The organism is Levilactobacillus tongjiangensis, from assembly GCF_003946345.1.
Lineage (GTDB): Bacteria > Bacillota > Bacilli > Lactobacillales > Lactobacillaceae > Levilactobacillus > Levilactobacillus tongjiangensis.
This window is the reverse complement of sequence record NZ_RHNY01000004.1, coordinates 122,426-139,095: the sequence shown is the minus strand read 5'-3', so window position 1 is coordinate 139,095 and position 16,670 is coordinate 122,426. Positions and strand designations below refer to the sequence as shown.

The following is a 16,670-nucleotide window of genomic DNA, read 5'->3' as shown; positions in this document are numbered from 1 at the left end:
ATTCCAAATGTTCTAGAAGTCAATACTTTTTTGACAACGTTTTCATTTATTTCTCAAAAACTAGTCTGCTTGTTGTGCTGACGCGTCTTGAGACTGCTGAGCCTTCAGGCGCTTGCGCAATTCAGCCACAATTTCAGCATGCTTCGCTTCGGTCAAATCGACCTTGGCGTAGAAAATCAATGCAGCGATAATCAATAAAACGATTGGAATATAGAACATAAACATATTGAATTGGGAGACCCCAGCGGCCGTAATTTCAGACGGCTTGGTGTTCCCAGTCATCCCAGCAACGACGGCAACAATCCCAACGATTCCGTTAGAAGCGGCCCCAGCTAGCTTGTCGATCAATGGCCGTACGGATAACGTAACGGACTCGTTCCGAACACCATTGAACAGCTGACCGTATTCCACACTGTCGGTAATGGTCATCAAAGTGGCCAAGAAAATCAGTGGGTATGGGAAGAAGTAGAATGATACCGCTACCAAAACAAGGGGCAAACTTTGACCAGCAAATAAGAAGATAATGTAGCCAATCAACATAAAGGCAATCCCGCCAATGTAGATGGCTTTTCGTTGAATCAACGCTTCCAAGGCTGGGAACAGAGCAACGGAAATTACCCCTAAGATACACGTGATGACCCCGACCCAGGTGTAAGCAGCCGCGTTCCCTAACCGGTACGTGAAGTAGTACATCAGCAGGGAGTTCGTGACCACGTAACTAAACGCAAACAGGAAGTAAGAGGCCGCAATCCAAAGCAACTGTTTATTCCGACCAATGGCCCGGAAGATATCAGAAACCGTGGTGTGCTTAACATTAGACCGAATCAAGTTATGTTCTTCCTTGATGTTCAGGCAAGTGATCAGGGCACCGCCGACACATAGCAGGGCAACGATCAAAACGTACCCCGTCCACCCAGCACGGGTCTGCTGGCCAAATGGCACCTTGGAGATCCAATGCGAGAACAGCAGAATTGCTGGTGTAATAATGACGATAACGATTTGGGCACCCAACGTTGACCCAATCCGTGAAGCAGTCCCAAACTTAGTCCGCGTCTTGTTATCCAAGCTCACGGCTGGCAACATGGACCACAGCGCGATATCACTAAATGAATAGAAGACATCGATCATTAGGAATGTAATCGCTACCAATACTAAATAGAAGATTGGACTGTTCCAGGCTAAGCCAAAGTAATCGGAAAACAAGAAGACTAATCCAATGGCAGCAACGACTGAACCAATCATGATCCACGGCCGGAACTTACCCCAGCGGGTGTTGGTGTTATCCACGATCCCACCAATCATCGGATCAAACATGATTTCACCGACCCGAATCACAACCACCATCATCGTGACGATTCCGACCATCTTCTCATCACCTGAGTTGGTGAAGAGCTGACTAGTCAGGAACATCATGAAATAAATACTTAACGTGTTATAGAACGCATCGTGCCCAAACGTCCCCAACGCGTAGGAAATATATTTTCTCACTAGACCCACCTCGCAAATTTTTTTGACGAGCTATTATGTAAACTCGTTTTATAAAATCAATTCAGTTGCCATTATATCTGCAATCGGTTACATTGGCAATGGTATTTCGACTTAATTATCCATTTCACATTTAAGCAGTCGTAACTTTGCCGTTTTGTTTAGTGTCAAAGCAGTATTTCTATTGATAAAACTTTACTAAACTTTTTGAGATTGTGAAACCGATTTCAATCAATACTGGTAGTCAGGACCGTTGATTCAGCCCGGATTTGCGAATAATCTGGCCATATGACTGGATTAAGTAAAACGAGTTATGGTAACGGTTACATTATTTTACAAATTGACTTTCCATTTAGACCAGTTGTGATAAACTAGGGCTAATCACTTCTCAGAAAGGGGCCAACCATGAGCAGCAACATGCAGTCCATTCAGCACTCAAATTATTCGGACATCTATCATCTGCTTTACGATAATGAAAAATTATCGAAACAAGATATCGCGGATCAACTCAGCCTAAGTTTGCCCACCGTCAGCGCCAATTTACAAAAACTAACGAAGCAGCAACTCATTGTGAAAAACGGCCAGTTAAAATCCACCATTGGACGGCGCGCAACGGCTTATTCGATCGACCCCAACGTGACGTTGAGTGTCGGCGTCGAAATCTTTCGCAACTACGCTACCATGGCCGTCTTAAATCTCAGAAATGAGGTTCTGACGATTCACACCATCAATCTCCCGTTCGCAAATGATGACCAGTACGCCCAGTCATTAGCGCAACAGATTCTCGCGTTGATCAAGGACCGTGGCTTCAGTCTCAATCAGATTTCTGGCGTCGGCATTGGGATCCAAGGATTGATTTCAAACGACGGCACGACCATCCTCTACGGGAAAATCCTGGACTGTACCGGCATGAAGTCCGATAACTTTGGCCAATACTTACCTTTCCCAGTAACCTTCTACCACGATGCTGATTGCGTTGCCCGTTCAGAGTACGCGCAGCACCCCACGGACGGTATTTTTCTCTCCATTGGGGAACACATCGGGACCGCCATCATCATCAACGGCCACATTCTCAAGAGTCCTAGCGGCCGTAACGGAACCATGGAGCATATCACGTTAAACGGTGTGGACGGCCCGGTTTGTTACTGTGGCCGCCGCGGTTGTATCGAAACTTACTGCTCACTGAGCTCTCTGCTACAGCCCAACGAAACCTTGTCGAGCTTCTTCGCAGACCTGCATCACAATGATCCAACGGTCACCAAGCGGTTCGAACAGTACCTGGACTACTTAGCTGAATCCATCTACAACCTCCACATGTTCGTTGACATCCCCTTGGTGATTGCCGGCGTTCTGACCAAGTACCTAAGCGAAAAGGATCTGACCGCAATCAAGCAACGCTTACGAAAAATTTCCGTCTTCCCCGAAACCGAGGGTTACCTGCACCTCGGTAAAGTAGTCGACCACTCCGTCGCCATCGGGGCAGCCATCCCTGCCATTCGGGAACAATTACAAAATTTGTAAAAGCACCACAAATAAGGGCACCAGAACTCAACCAACTTGGTTAAGCTCTGGTGCCCTATTTACAATAGCTATTTCTAAATGATAGTGGCTAGTTAGCCTGCGTTTCAACCCATTTCTTCAACAAGAAGATGTTGGCGATGACTTCTAAAACGATCAGAATTACGATGGCACCGGCGGCCAGATAAATTTGACTGGCCACGTGAGCGCCTGCAAAACCAGACGTGTACTTGGTGTATAACATGATCAACAGGCTTATAATCCGCGTAACCAACCAGATGACCACGATATAGAGGATTACTAAGACAACCCGTTGCCGGCCGCGTGGCAGGAAGTTACTGATAACACTCGTCAGAAAGTGAATCAGGGTAATCGTCGTCCAAACTAGCAGCAAAATACCTAAGGCAACGATCACCATTCCCAGGAAGAGCCATGGCCAATTAGCAGGCATCCCCGACAAAGCGACGTGCCAACCAGAACCGTCAAAGAACCCATTCAGGAAGGCGTGCATATCACTGTCGACATTCCCCATACCACCAATGAGCATCGTGATGACCAGGACCACCGCTTGAACCACACTGAAGTACAGTAATTCAACTAGTGATGACAGAACGTTTGCCCCGTAAAAGCCCCCATCCCCAATGGGAACTAACCGGTATGTGTCCTGCATGAAGGTCTGTTCATTCTTCCGTGAGAGCAGAATGAACGCCACCCACCAGGCAATGGAACCCCAACTGATGAAGCTGTAGAATAGCGTCATGCTACTAAAATGACCCGTTACTAACGTCCAGAGTGAACTCACAACGACGGCCAACAATTCAACTAAGAAAATTTGGTTGATCAAACTAAATTTATTTCTGTTTAACGCGCGAAACATCGTCCCAAAACTAGTCATGTTGAACGCCCCCCTTGTATAAGCTCTCGTAGTACGCTTCAATCCCTACACCAAACTCTTCCCGCACGCTATCCGCTGGTCTGTGGGTGTAAATGGTTTGGTCCTTAACGATGACGATTTCGTCTAAAATCGGTGCAATCTCTGAAACGTAGTGATCACTGATGACCATCGTCGCGTTTTCCGGCTTCCATTTGATAATACTGCTGATAATCTTCTTACGACTCATACTGTCGATACCACTGAAGGGTTCATCCAACAAGTATAAGTTTGTCCGACGAGCCAGTGTCAACGCAATGATGACCTTCTCCTTCATCCCCTTGGATAACGACGACAGCTTTAAGCTGGTGTCAATCTGTAAGAAAGTGCACAACTCTGTGAATTGTTTGGGATCAAAGTCCACGTATACTCGCTGGTAAAACGCAATGACTTCGTCCAACTTAGTGCTATTAGAAAATCCATGAAGTTGCTCCGAAAAACTAATATGGCTCTTCCGGTTGGCGACGACCGTATCTCCACTCACAGCGACAGTCCCTTTCCCCTTGGCACTCCCGGTGATCAAACGCATTAAAGTCGTCTTCCCCGCACCGTTTTCCCCTAACAAACCAATGATTTTCCCCGTTTCCAGTGTCAAATCCACGTCGTGCAAAATTGTCTTTAAGTTCCGCTTGTAACTGACCTGATTCATTGCTAAAACGTTAGTCATGTTGCTGCCCCCTCTGCTCGATATATTGCTTCAAACTGGCGATAATTTCGTCATCCGATAGGTTCAAAGCATGTAATTGTTGGTAAACTCGTTCAAGTTGTTCCACGACTAATTGCTCCTTTAATTGTGCGATTCGTGTGGTATCCGTTGTCACAAAATTTCCCTTCCCCCGTTGCGATTCAATGGTACCTTCTTGGATCATTTCCCCGAGCGCACGTTGAACCGTATTGACGTTGACCGTCAGATCGACAGCTAGTTGGCGTACAGCCGGTAACTTGGCGCCGGCCACTAACTGACCAGTCATCATTTCATGATAAATATGGTTTTTGATTTGATAGTAAATTGGCACTTTATCATCAAATTGCATTTTGTCCCTCCTCCCTAGTGTTCTATTTTACTATTACACTATAACATCAGATCTTTTAAATAACAAGAGGATGCTCGAAAATATATTAGCTGCTTAATTCAGCATTAGTAAGCCAGGTTGTTGCAAAATGAGACGCATTCCGGTGGCCAGGAACTCCGGCTCTGATTGCATTATAAAATGACTACCTCTAAAACTTTATGCGAGCTTTTTCGAGCTAACTGAAGCCAGCGTGTTTGACTGCATAAGCCGAGAGGTCGGCAGATAATCAAAATGGCCGCCTTCACCGGGAAGACGACCACTTTCGCAATTAGTTATTCAATACAAATTTATTGATGGCATCGGCCACACCGCACTCATAATCATGTGGCGTCACGTAAGTTGCCACTTCTTTGACCGCTGGAATACCATTCTGGACGGAGACTGGCAACCCAACTTTGCGTAGCATTGGTAAGTCGTTGTCGTTATCTCCAATGGCCATAATCTCATCAGCCGAAACACCAAGCTGCTCACCCAGCTCCAGGATGGCATTACCTTTGTCCACCCCACCATGGTTCACTTCGATATAGATTCCTGAAGAATAAGCCGTATTGATATCCGCAAACTCAGCTTGGATGCGATCGTTAGCGGCCCGCCGTACAGTCATATCGGGATTCATGGCAATCACCTTCATCACGTGGTCATCCTTAAATTGGCTGAAATCTCCGTCAAATTCGGTGAAGGCCACCCCACGCGTTTGTAAATAAGCCTCGTCATCTTCCCGAGGTCGGTAAATGTAAAGGTGGTCCAGCGTATATACGTGAACATCCACGTCAAACGCCGTGAAGAGTTCAAAGACCCGTTTAGCCTCCGTGTAAGGCATCTCATTACTCAGAACAACCCGATTACCCTGGTTCTCAATCACAGCCCCGCCGTTGAAGGAAATCACGTACTCACCGGCTTGCTGAGCCAATCCAAGCTGTTTCAACAACGGCTGAACAGTTAAAAAATTCCGGCCGGTGTTCGGCACAAATTTCACCCCGCGAGCCGTGGCCTGGGCAATCGCGTCAATATTTTGTTGCGAAATACTACCGTCCTTACGTAAGAGCGTCTCATCTAAATCGCTGGTAATAATCTTATACATGTCGTTAGCCTCCATGAACCGAGATTTAAGTTCCATTTTACCGGTCCGGACCAGTCGATTGCAACCGTTGTCAAATTAATAATTCCGTTAAATCCCAGTCCCACGCACCCTGGCCGTTAGAATAAAAATTGCGCTGGGGTCCGTCATGATTAACGTGTATAATTAAAAACATTAATTGCTTGTTGCCCAAAAACTCTAAAGAAACGAGATCGTTAACCGATGAAACACGAAGCTACCAAACAACTCAAATACCTCTTGCAGCACCGGGCTTTGGTTGCCGGACTGGTCATCGTCATTCTCATGTTTGCGGGAATCATGGTCGTTCAAGCCCATCCCGATCAACCGGGAACCGCCACCGAGCAAGACGATGTGGCTAAACCCGTGACCACTCAGCAGATTACGCAACATCAGCACCAGTTAAAGGCTGATGTACATACATATTTAAAGAAAATCACGGCTGACGGGACCACCAGCGTGAGTTTCTACAACTTAGGGGCCGTTCCCGGCAGTGCGGCTGACAAGGCGACCCTGACTGATAAGTTTTACGCCCAAGGCGACCTTGCCACGTCAGCCAACGCCCACACTCCCGTGGTAGCCGCCAGCACCTACAAACTCTTCATCGCCGCCTACGTCTTCCAACAAAGCCACCTAGGGACTTTTGCTTGGACCCCGACCAATCAAGACGGCTTCCATCGGATGATCGTCAATAGCGCCAATGACTTTGCCGATGACTTACTGGATGAACGCGGCCTGCAGGGAATCAACGCTCTGTTGACCCAAGAGGGGTATTACTCTCCCGCCTTCATCGAAGGTCAAAGTGCTGAAACGACTGCTACGAGCCTCATGATGGTGCTCCGCGACCTAGCGACCCAGTCCGGTCCCTTCAAACACGCAAAGGATCAACAGAAACTGCTCTCGTTGATGAAAACACAAGTCTACCGTGATGGTATTCCGGCAGGTGCTACCGCCGCTACTAAAGGCGCTACGGTAGCCGACAAGGTAGGTTTCATGGCTGACACCAACAATGATGCTGGTATCGTGACCCTTCCCAACGGCGAACGGTATATTCTCGTAATTATGACCCACGGCCACCAACAATCTGGTTTCAGCGGGTTCCCCCGGATGGCCAGAATCACAACACATATTCAGAAGATGGTCTACGCTCCCAGCGTTGTTAAAGGGTTAAAGAACTAACGCCATTATCATGTAATTGCCGCTTCCGGTTGGCAGGACGGGCGCTGGCTGTGGGGACCGGCGCAAGCCATAGAGCGGTTTTGCACCTCGACTTGAAGCCCCGCTGAAAACCTTGCGGGTCTCCAAGTTCGTCCCGTATGAGTGGTTCGGTACCCCACCGAGCCACTCATACCGACACGGCCAACACCCACCCTGCCAACCTGCCAGCTACATTGATTCTTGATGGCTACATTGAATGCGGCTAACCTAATTACACACTAAATAGATCTGCTGAACTTAGCGCTACTAGCCCAATGGTTAGTGACGTTTTTATTTTGGAGAACACAGCTACTGAAACCTCCACAATTTCACTGGACACCACAAACAAATGTTGCAGTCATTCACAACCGTAGCCGCAGGCAGTCAGGGATGCGGGTGGCCGTGTCGACGGTGTTAGTCAGCGTTTTTGAGCTGGCTTACAGCGTGGGACGAGCTGGGAGACTCGGTGGGCTGGCCGAGGCTTCCAGTCGAGCCGGAGGACCGCCCCTCAGGCCGCAGGCGTTCCCCACCGTCACCTGTATCCCTGGCTGCCGGAGATGACCGCACTAAGACATCAGGATTAGAGCCTCCAACTACCAATAAATATTGCAATCTAGAACACCACACCCACTTCAAAAGGTCCAATGTAAACAATTGTTGCACTCATTCACAACCGTAGCCGCAGGCAGTCAGGGATGCGGGTGGCCGTGTCGACGGTGTTAGTCAGCGTTTTTGAGCTGGCTTACAGCGTGGGACGAGCTGGGAGACTCGGTGGGCTGGCCGAGGCTTCCAGTCGAGCCGGAGGACCGCCCCCCAGGCCGCAGGCATTCCCCACCGCCACCTGCATCCCTGGCTGCCGGAGGCGGCTGCACTAAACCAGTTGATAACGATAGCAAACAAAAAACACCACCAAACCATAAGGTTCAGTGATGTTCCTGTTGGTACAAGTTAGTGCTGGTCCGCAATCTCTCTGTAAATTAGACCAAGTTCAGACTTCCAACCGCTTTAACCTTTACCTGAGCGGAATTCCCTGGTAAGTAGGCTAACGGCGTCACATCAATGTCGATGACCTCAGCTGACTGAGCGATGGCCCCCGCCTCAACGGCGTTGCCCACGGCCTCAGCCTTGGCATCTTCTAAGACTTCTTCTTTACTCTTCTGTTCAAAACTGTAAATTCGGTTGACTTCACCACTGACCTGGCCTAAGGCAGCACCCACTGCATTCGCAGCATCATAGTGGTCGGGTAGGTAAACTTGACTGATTCCCTTGATATCGGCATCAATCAGGAAACTTCCACCACCGGTCAAAATCAAGGGAACGTCGCCCTTCTTGGTTTTCATTTGGTCCAACGATTCTATAATCGTCGCATTGATCTGGCTAATTACCTTTTGCGCCCAAGCTTCGTCAATATCAGCTAACTGCGCTTGACTATCTGGGAAACTCCGACCTAATTTAGCCGCATCATCCGTTGCCGTTTCAACGTCACCGCCGAAGACCTTCGCTTTATCAACAATTTCGTAGCCCACACTGTCTGGGCCAACGGTAAAGCCGTCGCCTTCATGGTGAATGATGGTCCCGCCACCAATCCCGATTGACATGATATCGGGCATTCTAAAGTTCGTTTCCACACCACCAACCGTGGCGGAAATAGCTGATTGCCGAGGAAAACTGTTAACCAGCACGCCAATGTCGCTAGTGGTCCCACCAACATCTAAGACTAAGGCATCCTTGACACCGGACAAGTGGTAGGCTCCCCGAATACTGTTGGTCGGTCCACACCCAATGGTGAAGATTGGGTATTTCTGTGTAAAGGACCCACCACGGAGTGTCCCGTCATTTTGGCTGAAGTAGGTGTTCGCCGAGATGCCCAATGACTGCAACGCGTTGTCAAACCCACTGACGATAGATTCACCAATGGTGGTCAGGGCAGCGTTCAAGATTGAGGCGTTCTCACGTTCCAACATGCCGACCCCACCAATTTGGCTGGACAGCGTAATGGCCACGTCGTTCCCCAGGTCTTCACGGACCCACTCAGCGACCTGTGTTTCTTGGCTGTCATTAACTGGCGCAAACGTCCCGGCAATGGCCACCGTCTTCACATCGTCTTTAATCTTGGCACAGAAAGCATCCACTTCACTGCGGTCCAAGTCAGCGATCAACCGACCGTCAAACTCGTACCCGCCGGAAACAATAACATTATCCAGGTTAACGGCAGCCTTCAAATCGGCTGGCCATTCCATGTAGGGTGGCACTCCAACTGAAGCCGGCTTGGCGATTCGAATGTAAGCTACCTTGTCGAGGTCTTTGCGTTCCACGATAGCATTGGTCGACTTAGTCGTTCCCAACATGGCGTGTGTAATAGCTCCTTTATCGACGTGGCTTTCCTTTAAAACTTTGGAGATGGCGTTGAAGATACCGCCCTCCACGTCCAAGGTGGTCGCTGATTTTACGGTGTAAATCACTTTTAAGTTTTCATCTAAGATGGCTGCGTCGGTGTTGGTCCCACCGACGTCGACGCCTAAGCGGTAGTTCATGCTTTGACCCCCTTCACAAGCTGTTCTACTGGAACGTAGTCGAAATCGTACCCAAAGTAACGGGGACCAGCAGTTTGAATACCAATCGGTGTCCGCCACTGCGGGTCACAAGGGAATGACACAACTTTGACCCGCGCACCGTAGCGCAAGCGTTCAGAGGTCACTGGGCGAGCAGATTCGAGGTCCAGTGCCACGATCAAATCGGGCACGGTGGCCAGGAAGTTGTCCCCCTCTTTAACAGCTAAGTTTTCATTTTGAAATTCCAACGTGTAGGTCTTACCAGCAGACTGGTTCAATCCTTCAATCGTGACGCGGCCAAAGTTGAACCCTTTCTTAGTCTCACGTGACATGTCCACAATCTTGCCATCAAAGAGGTCAAATCCATGTAACTTCGTCAAAACGTTTTGGAAGATATCATTTTCAAATTTATCGGAATTCAGAATCATTTCACCCACGTCACGGGCTAAGCTCAACGTGTTATTCACGACGGAGCCCTTGACGTCCTTCCCTGGTAGGAAGTAATCGGAGACTGAGGCAGAACCGCCCATTTGAACGGTCAACGCCCGGGACAGGTACTCGCCCCACAGCGCATTGATGGGCTTTAACGTTGCCACATTTCCCTTCTCATCACCGACAGCCACGTTTTCAGGTTCATAACCGTGTAAATGGAACGTTTCCATCTGAGCTTCAGGGAAAGCTCGACCAATGGCATCGGCATCCAGGATGGGAATTCCCTTCTTAGCCGCAGCGCCCACGGGATACAGGGAGTTGATGCCTCCCACTTCAATGGGAATGATAACATCGGCCTTGCGACCATTGATGCGTTCCAACTCCTCCATCGGATTGGTCAGTTCGATCTCTGAGGGAAGTTTTTCCAAGGAAACCGTGGGGGCACCCATACCAGAGACCGGCACCACGTAGGCGTCGTCTGGCAGTTCGTCGATTGACATCAACTGAACGGGGCCGTATTTTTCAATGAAATGCTTGGCTAATAACCGGCCAACTTTAGGGTCACCGCCCCCGCCTGAACCCAGGACAGATGCGCCCATAGAAATGTAATCAATGTCTTGTTCCGTTAATAGCTTCATTTGTAACCTCCGTTGGTTGAACGTCCTTGGCCGACACTTCTGCGGTAACTAATTTGCCACCGATAAATTGCACGATAAACCCAACTAAGATTCCATCCAAAGGTGGAATGGACGTCAGGGAAAACAAACCTAATCCGGTTGGTGCGGCAGTCGTGAGGAAGGTCACGCCGGCACCGAGAATCCAGGAAATGATTGACCGCCAAACCACATTTTGTGGTGAAACGTTCAGTTGCAGACGTTTGAACTCGTGCTTGACCAGGTAGAACTCAGCCACGTAGATGCCAGGAACCGCTGCAATCACAATTCCTAAGATGTTCAGGAAGGAAACGAAGTAGTTGTAAATACCGAAGACACCCATAGCCGTCGCAATCGTCCCCAAAATCATGGTCAACTTCTTAAAGCCAATCTTGTTGAAGATGACGTTAAAGCCTAACGTAGCGGAGTACAGGTTACTCGTGTTGGTGACCCATTGCGTCAATGACAGGATAATGATACCGGGAACGCCCATGCCAATCATGATCAACATTTTCATCATGTCGGCACTGCCAAGTGATTTGCTCATTAAGATGGAGACAATGATCATGAAGGAGTTCCCCACGAACATCCCGAGGAACGTTCCAATGATAGAATCCTTTTGACTCTTGGCCCACCGGGAAATGTCGGGTTGCGTAGCGGCTCCGACAATGAATGAAGAAATCACTAAGGCAATGGCAGAACCCATTGGCAGTGACGCCTTGATTTGTGTTGCAGGAAGGCCATGTGTGTTCAGCGCAATAAACAACGCAATTAACATGAGAACTAACAGGAAGGGAACGGAAAATTCACTTAATCTGGAGAAAGCCCGGTAGCCGTACAGGGCAGTGCCCACCATGGCGATACCGGCAATAATAGCAAACACCCAAACGGGCCAGTTAAGGCCAAAAGCACTGATAAAGGCAGTCTTAGCGTTGGTCGCGAAGAAACCAACTTGGACCCCGAACCAACCTAACAGAGAACACCCAATAATGGCGGAATAAACTAAGGCACCCTTCTTACCGAAGACGTACCGGGTAATCATGGACGTGGACAGGTTGGTCGCCGCCCCCACGGAAGCTGTAATGGTACAGATTGCAGCCAAGAGTAAGGACCCAACCAACACCGCTGTAATCGCGGAATGTAACGGTAATCCCTTAGCAAGTTGAACACCCAGGATCACCGCGGCTAGGTCCACCCCAATGGCGACCCAAATTGAGAATAATGATAACCATGATTTTTGTTGTGACTTAGGAACCTGTTGTAACGAGAAATCTGATGAAAAGCTCTTTTCTTTTTTCTCCATGCACGAAACCTCCAGATATGATATGAACTAATAATCCTACAAAATATTCAAACCCGTTCAATCCTTCCAATTTGTCTGTCGTCAAGCGACAGCTCTCATGAATTCTAAACAAAAATTAGAATACGGTGAGAATTTATGTTAGTAATGATACCGCGGCGGTTTAAAAGCGTCAAGCGTTCGTAATGTATAATACATAGATTAAGCGATTACATTATGTATATTTATTTGATTTTAGTAAATTTTCTGAACAATCTAGTGAAAATCCAAGGAACAGGTTGCCCAATCTGACGGGAGCCTTTATTAATAAATGATGAGAATGTATAAATCTTTTTAATTTTACTTAGGTTAATGGATTTACCTAATCAAAAACAAGATGGACTAACAGGCTAAAATTGACAAAAAGAAACGGCCCGGAACAAAAGTTCCAGACCGCTTCTTTAATTATCTGTATTGCAACTCTACTTGACCTTGTAAGACTGATACTTCCCAGTCGCGGTGACCTTAGTGGTCTCCACGTGATGCTTCCCATGCTTGGTCGTCCACGCTTGTTGCAGCGTGATATCCCCCTGCTTGCTCAGCGTCAACGTATAAACTTCCTTCTCATGATCCCGATATACATAGGTCTTCCCAAAGCGGTAAGTATGCTCAGTTTGATGCTCGTTGGGCGAACTATACATGACGTCATAGGCCGGCTTTTTAAAGTTATCCCGCTGAATACTCGTATTCGCAGCATTCTTGTGATCCTGGACAAAAACAACCAAACGATGGTCAGCGGTCCGGTCAATGTATGTACTAGCCCCGCCCTTGTGTTCATAATCTTTGTCACTATCAATTTGGTAATCATAGTAGACTCGGGTCGTCTTAGCTTTGAACTTTCCGGTCGCGGTCGCGGAATGGTACCGCAAAACCCAACCACCGCCACCCTTCAGTAGGTCCTTGGCCTTTGTCGTATAGTGCTGACCAATTCGACCACGCAACGTTTTAACACTGTAATTTGTCATTCGTTTAGGATGTCTATTCGATTCATTATACCGATAATAAACGACGACTTTCCCTTGTTTACTGGCGGCTTGTCCTTGGACCACCATTCCCAAACCAACGACGGCCGTTAGCCCGATAACCCCTAACCATTTTTTCGTCAAACGCATTCCCTCACCCCATAAATCACTTATTTAGTTAAAGCTTACCACTAAAAAAGATTAGTAGGGATTAATTTTAGGCTAAATCGTGGCTAGCTCAACGGGAAAATCTGGGCAGCACGATTACTTCTCATAAATAGCGTGCAAGCTCTTCAGGTCGGCCGCGGATAACTGGTAAACACCTTGATCGATTGGATACATGACGGAAACCTTTTCCGTGCTATGATCCAGTCCCAACGCATGACCCAGCTCGTGCACGGCTACAGACCGTTTGAAGGACTGAGGGTACGTCGCATTCAACCTGGCTGTCGCCGTATTGGTCGTTTGGATGCCTCGCCAATTGATTCGCTGGGTAATTTCAGGTCCACCGTGACCGTACTCCACAGTAGCTTGCCCCTTGGCTTCTCGTTTGTGGTACACACCCAATGTGATCTGATTGGTCTTGGTCGTCGCGTCACCCAGTTTTAAGGTCACTAGATTCGTCCGATTGTAGAGGAGAATGGCTTCATTGAAGACGCGCTGAGCGGCCGCTGGAGTACCTTTCTCAAAGTGGTAAACGTAAGTCTTATCCAGCAAGAGCCCCTGCATGGCCACCTCAACGGGCGTGTCATTAGCCCCAGTCTTAGTCGTCGCATCCTTGGTATTTCGTAAGATGTACCCACTCGACTTATAGTTACTGCCTTTCTGACTGGACCCTTTCTGTGCCAGCAAATTTGTCGCCGCAGAATGATAGAATGTCACCTGCGTCACGAGAGATTGCCAATTGCTCACCACAAATAGCCCCATCCCCAGACACAGAACCAGTAACAGCCGCCTGATGACCTTCACTTAAAGTCCTTCCCTTCCTAATACCCAGCCACGTGTTTTCACTAAGTGCTTTGAGTTTAGGCTATCTAGTTACGGGCGGCAACTACTTTGACTTGATAGTTTTGTGGGGAAACCTGCCACTTAAAATTAGAGCATTCGTCCTACCCTTACTACCGAAACCCAACATTTGCTGACTATCAAAAAGGGTTGGGGACAAAAGTCCCAAACCCTTATTTTGCTCCGAACATAAATAGTCGAAACGTGCGACAACAGGCAGTCAGCTCCGCTTAACCCCGCTAGACAAACAATCCAAGACTAGGATTATTCGTCTAGCGACGTTAATGCTCATTGACTAATCGCCTTTTGTCCCACTCTCTTCCTAAGCTTATTTATACACAGAGATGACGATTCCTGCTATTCTTAAGGCACTGAAACAAAAAAAGAAAAGAGATCGTCAAATAAGTGTCAATTACAATTGGCTATACTTTAAGAATAAAGCTAAAGAACAACTGACCAGTAAAACCGGCCATGATTTGTATGCCCAACACAAAATTGAAATTGAACCAATTTTTGCTGATTTAAAGACTCACTTGAAGTTCAAGCGCTTTTCGGTATGTGGTCTAACAGCCACCAGCAGCGAGATGGGAATAGTTTTAATGGCTGAAAATCTATCAAAATTATCTAAAATCGTTAAGCCACCGGATCTAAGGCTAAAGAAAAGTGGATGATCTAGTATTCGATAGTGAATATTGAAAGAAGTTAGTTTATCTAAAAACTGATTGGTTGTCATTAGCGTGGATTAACAATATCCCAATGTTCAGCGATACGATTGTTTTCTACTCGGAATAAGTCATAGTAAGTTTTTTCAATACCCTCAGCATGACCATCAGAAATAGTTAAAGCAAAGTTGCCATCAGCAATAACGTGGTTGATCTTAGTATAGATAGACTCTTTGCCCGCTGCTTTTAACATCTGAACACCTTTCATGACAGTGTCTAATCCATCAGGAACACCAACATGATGCTGAATGTAATCGGTATTCATATAGTCAGTAGCATGTTCTAAATGAGGGCCGCCCATCAATGTTGCGTTAATGGTTTCCTCAACTAGTTTTCCGGTTTCGTTAGCATTAAAATTTGCGTCAACATGCGTTGGACCGTCTAATTGAGTGTGACCTGATGGAGTGGGTGTTTCTAAATAAGGCGTTTCTGTGTGTAAATGTTGCTTGATGGTATCACCCTCAAATTCAAAAGCATCAAAGGTAACAGTCTTGTTACTTCCTACAGTTGTTAAAGTATGGAGAGCTAACCAGTTATTATCATTCAAAGTGCGGATTACTTCGACTTTAGTATTGTCTTTTTCTAGTTCAGCGAGTGCTAATTTAATTTTATTCATAATAAGTCCTTTCTGGGATTCTGCTTGGTTAAGAATTTGGTCAATCATATCTGCAAGAGTTGTTTCACTAAGTTGCTGTTTGACACCATCAGTAAGATTCTGATAGTAATCACCTAAGATGCTCTGAATATTGCCGCCAATAATGCAATTTAGATTGGTATTGGTATCAACATTCAATATTTGATGACCATCAACAGCAAGATAAATGTCTAGTAGTGAGATATCATGTGGATCTTTTGATAAAGTGATTTTTGATACGCCGCGCTGTGAATTTACTAGCCCAGCACTTTTTAAATCTCCAACTAGTTGACGAATCAAAACAGGATTGGTGTTTACGCTTTGAGCGATTTGTGTACTACTTAAATTCTCGTTATTTCTAACGTACAGCAATGATAAAGTGTGGATTGCATCACTAAGTCGCGTATTTAAGCGCATAAGTCCACCTTCCCTTCATGTATTTATTGTTATTACATGTAACACTGTACTTCTTATTAGATGTAATGTCAATAAATACATCTAATCATTTTTTAGTTTATAGGTAGAACTACTTAACAAAACATGACATTTTTCCGGATATCAGTGGTGCATCCTTTTCTATTTAGGGTGCAGAAAGCTACTTGCCACGCCCTAATAAAAAGCTTATCTTTTTTGAGAATTAACTTAATTGAACGTGTCCAAAATAATATATGCACTCTTTTATACTTGTATGTACCGTATAATATTGGTATCTCAACGTATTAATGTAATGGCATGATGGTAAATGATGGAATTAATCGGACAAATCAGACACCATATGTGAGTGCTGTATCCTGACATTTCTGACGCCCTAAAAAAGCTGAATAGTAATACTATGGGGCATGGGTATCATATAGGGTAGGCCAACCAGCTTAGAATACGTTCGACGAAAGGTAGTTAATCGATGTTAAGTGGAGTTGACTGCCTTTTGACGCACATTTCGACCATGTATAATCGGAGCACAAGAAGGGCCTGAGACGATTTTTGTCCCAGGCCCTTGAAAACAAGGTCTTAAAACCAGTAATCGTATGAGTAAAAGTAAAGTCGTAAAGACAATGGTCTTGATGATAAATA

General features: G+C 46.7%; 14 protein-coding genes. 3 read left to right on the top strand and 11 right to left on the bottom strand.

Features of this window, described 5'->3' with window-relative positions; genetic code table 11:
* Nucleotides 1-60: 60 nt before the first annotated feature.
* On the bottom strand, nucleotides 61-1,488 hold the full coding sequence (locus EKM75_RS03380) for a glycoside-pentoside-hexuronide (GPH):cation symporter (RefSeq protein ID WP_125692124.1): 1,428 nt from the start codon (nucleotides 1,486-1,488) through the stop codon (nucleotides 61-63).
* A 402-nt stretch (nucleotides 1,489-1,890) separates the two neighbouring features.
* Between EKM75_RS03380 and EKM75_RS03375 the strand changes: the two genes are divergently transcribed.
* Nucleotides 1,891-3,006 carry an ROK family transcriptional regulator gene (locus tag EKM75_RS03375; RefSeq protein WP_125692122.1) on the top strand — a complete coding sequence of 372 codons (1,116 nt, stop codon included), beginning with the start codon at nucleotides 1,891-1,893 and terminating at the stop codon, nucleotides 3,004-3,006.
* 88 nt (nucleotides 3,007-3,094) lie between these two features.
* Here the strand turns inward: EKM75_RS03375 and EKM75_RS03370 are convergent, their stop codons facing one another.
* From EKM75_RS03370 to EKM75_RS03355, 4 genes are all read right to left on the bottom strand, one after another.
* Nucleotides 3,095-3,898 carry a hypothetical protein gene (locus EKM75_RS03370; RefSeq protein WP_125692120.1) on the bottom strand — a complete coding sequence of 268 codons (804 nt, stop codon included), beginning with the start codon at nucleotides 3,896-3,898 and terminating at the stop codon, nucleotides 3,095-3,097.
* The gene (locus EKM75_RS03365) at nucleotides 3,891-4,601 is read right to left on the bottom strand and encodes an ATP-binding cassette domain-containing protein (protein WP_125692118.1); all 711 of its coding nucleotides are present in this window, start codon (nucleotides 4,599-4,601) and stop codon (nucleotides 3,891-3,893) included. Before EKM75_RS03365 ends, EKM75_RS03370 begins: the two co-directional genes overlap by 8 nt.
* Nucleotides 4,594-4,968 (bottom strand): GntR family transcriptional regulator, encoded by a 375-nt coding sequence (locus tag EKM75_RS03360; RefSeq protein ID WP_125692116.1) that lies wholly within the window; start codon nucleotides 4,966-4,968, stop codon nucleotides 4,594-4,596. The genes EKM75_RS03365 and EKM75_RS03360 overlap by 8 nt, the downstream gene beginning before the upstream one ends.
* A 307-nt stretch (nucleotides 4,969-5,275) precedes the next feature.
* Entirely contained in the window at nucleotides 5,276-6,088 is an 813-nt protein-coding gene (locus tag EKM75_RS03355) for a Cof-type HAD-IIB family hydrolase (RefSeq protein ID WP_125692114.1), read from the bottom strand.
* Nucleotides 6,089-6,307: 219 nt separating this feature from the next.
* Between EKM75_RS03355 and EKM75_RS03350 the strand changes: the two genes are divergently transcribed.
* Nucleotides 6,308-7,282: a serine hydrolase gene (locus tag EKM75_RS03350; RefSeq protein ID WP_125692112.1), complete on the top strand. Its 975-nt coding sequence runs from the start codon at nucleotides 6,308-6,310 to the stop codon at nucleotides 7,280-7,282.
* Between the two features lie 995 nt (nucleotides 7,283-8,277).
* On the opposite strand, the gene EKM75_RS03345 is transcribed toward EKM75_RS03350, so the two are convergent.
* From EKM75_RS03345 to EKM75_RS03325, 5 genes are all read right to left on the bottom strand, one after another.
* Entirely contained in the window at nucleotides 8,278-9,834 is a 1,557-nt protein-coding gene (locus tag EKM75_RS03345; protein WP_125692110.1) for a hydantoinase/oxoprolinase family protein, read from the bottom strand.
* Nucleotides 9,831-10,922 carry a DUF917 domain-containing protein gene (locus tag EKM75_RS03340; protein ID WP_125692108.1) on the bottom strand — a complete coding sequence of 364 codons (1,092 nt, stop codon included), beginning with the start codon at nucleotides 10,920-10,922 and terminating at the stop codon, nucleotides 9,831-9,833. Before EKM75_RS03340 ends, EKM75_RS03345 begins: the two co-directional genes overlap by 4 nt.
* A complete protein-coding gene (locus tag EKM75_RS03335; RefSeq protein WP_125692106.1) occupies nucleotides 10,894-12,240 on the bottom strand; it encodes a cytosine permease in 1,347 nt (448 codons plus the stop codon). Before EKM75_RS03335 ends, EKM75_RS03340 begins: the two co-directional genes overlap by 29 nt.
* A 458-nt stretch (nucleotides 12,241-12,698) precedes the next feature.
* Nucleotides 12,699-13,388, bottom strand: coding sequence for a MucBP domain-containing protein (locus tag EKM75_RS03330; protein ID WP_125692104.1), 690 nt, complete (start codon nucleotides 13,386-13,388; stop codon nucleotides 12,699-12,701).
* Between the two features lie 114 nt (nucleotides 13,389-13,502).
* The gene (locus EKM75_RS03325; protein ID WP_125692102.1) at nucleotides 13,503-14,207 is read right to left on the bottom strand and encodes a matrixin family metalloprotease; all 705 of its coding nucleotides are present in this window, start codon (nucleotides 14,205-14,207) and stop codon (nucleotides 13,503-13,505) included.
* Nucleotides 14,208-14,587: 380 nt separating this feature from the next.
* Here EKM75_RS03325 and EKM75_RS03320 point away from each other — a divergent pair, with 380 nt between their 5' ends.
* Nucleotides 14,588-14,914 carry a transposase gene (locus EKM75_RS03320; RefSeq protein WP_125692100.1) on the top strand — a complete coding sequence of 109 codons (327 nt, stop codon included), beginning with the start codon at nucleotides 14,588-14,590 and terminating at the stop codon, nucleotides 14,912-14,914.
* A 61-nt stretch (nucleotides 14,915-14,975) separates the two neighbouring features.
* Here the strand turns inward: EKM75_RS03320 and EKM75_RS03315 are convergent, their stop codons facing one another.
* Nucleotides 14,976-16,016, bottom strand: coding sequence for an Rrf2 family transcriptional regulator (locus EKM75_RS03315; protein ID WP_125692098.1), 1,041 nt, complete (start codon nucleotides 16,014-16,016; stop codon nucleotides 14,976-14,978).
* Nucleotides 16,017-16,670: the final 654 nt, after the last annotated feature.

Bases quoted from the DNA above. Each gene is read 5' to 3' on its own strand.
- EKM75_RS03335 (WP_125692106.1), bottom strand. From the start codon at position 12,240: ATGGAGAAAAAAGAAAAGAGCTTTTCATCAGATTTCTCGTTACAACAG.
- EKM75_RS03360 (WP_125692116.1), bottom strand. From the start codon at position 4,968: ATGCAATTTGATGATAAAGTGCCAATTTACTATCAAATCAAAAACCAT.
- EKM75_RS03345 (WP_125692110.1), bottom strand. From the start codon at position 9,834: ATGAACTACCGCTTAGGCGTCGACGTCGGTGGGACCAACACCGACGCA.
- EKM75_RS03340 (WP_125692108.1), bottom strand. From the start codon at position 10,922: ATGAAGCTATTAACGGAACAAGACATTGATTACATTTCTATGGGCGCA.
- EKM75_RS03375 (WP_125692122.1), top strand. From the start codon at position 1,891: ATGAGCAGCAACATGCAGTCCATTCAGCACTCAAATTATTCGGACATC.
- EKM75_RS03355 (WP_125692114.1), bottom strand. From the start codon at position 6,088: ATGTATAAGATTATTACCAGCGATTTAGATGAGACGCTCTTACGTAAG.
- EKM75_RS03315 (WP_125692098.1), bottom strand. From the start codon at position 16,016: ATGCGCTTAAATACGCGACTTAGTGATGCAATCCACACTTTATCATTG.
- EKM75_RS03365 (WP_125692118.1), bottom strand. From the start codon at position 4,601: ATGACTAACGTTTTAGCAATGAATCAGGTCAGTTACAAGCGGAACTTA.
- EKM75_RS03330 (WP_125692104.1), bottom strand. From the start codon at position 13,388: ATGCGTTTGACGAAAAAATGGTTAGGGGTTATCGGGCTAACGGCCGTC.
- EKM75_RS03370 (WP_125692120.1), bottom strand. From the start codon at position 3,898: ATGACTAGTTTTGGGACGATGTTTCGCGCGTTAAACAGAAATAAATTT.
- EKM75_RS03350 (WP_125692112.1), top strand. From the start codon at position 6,308: ATGAAACACGAAGCTACCAAACAACTCAAATACCTCTTGCAGCACCGG.
- EKM75_RS03320 (WP_125692100.1), top strand. From the start codon at position 14,588: ATGACGATTCCTGCTATTCTTAAGGCACTGAAACAAAAAAAGAAAAGA.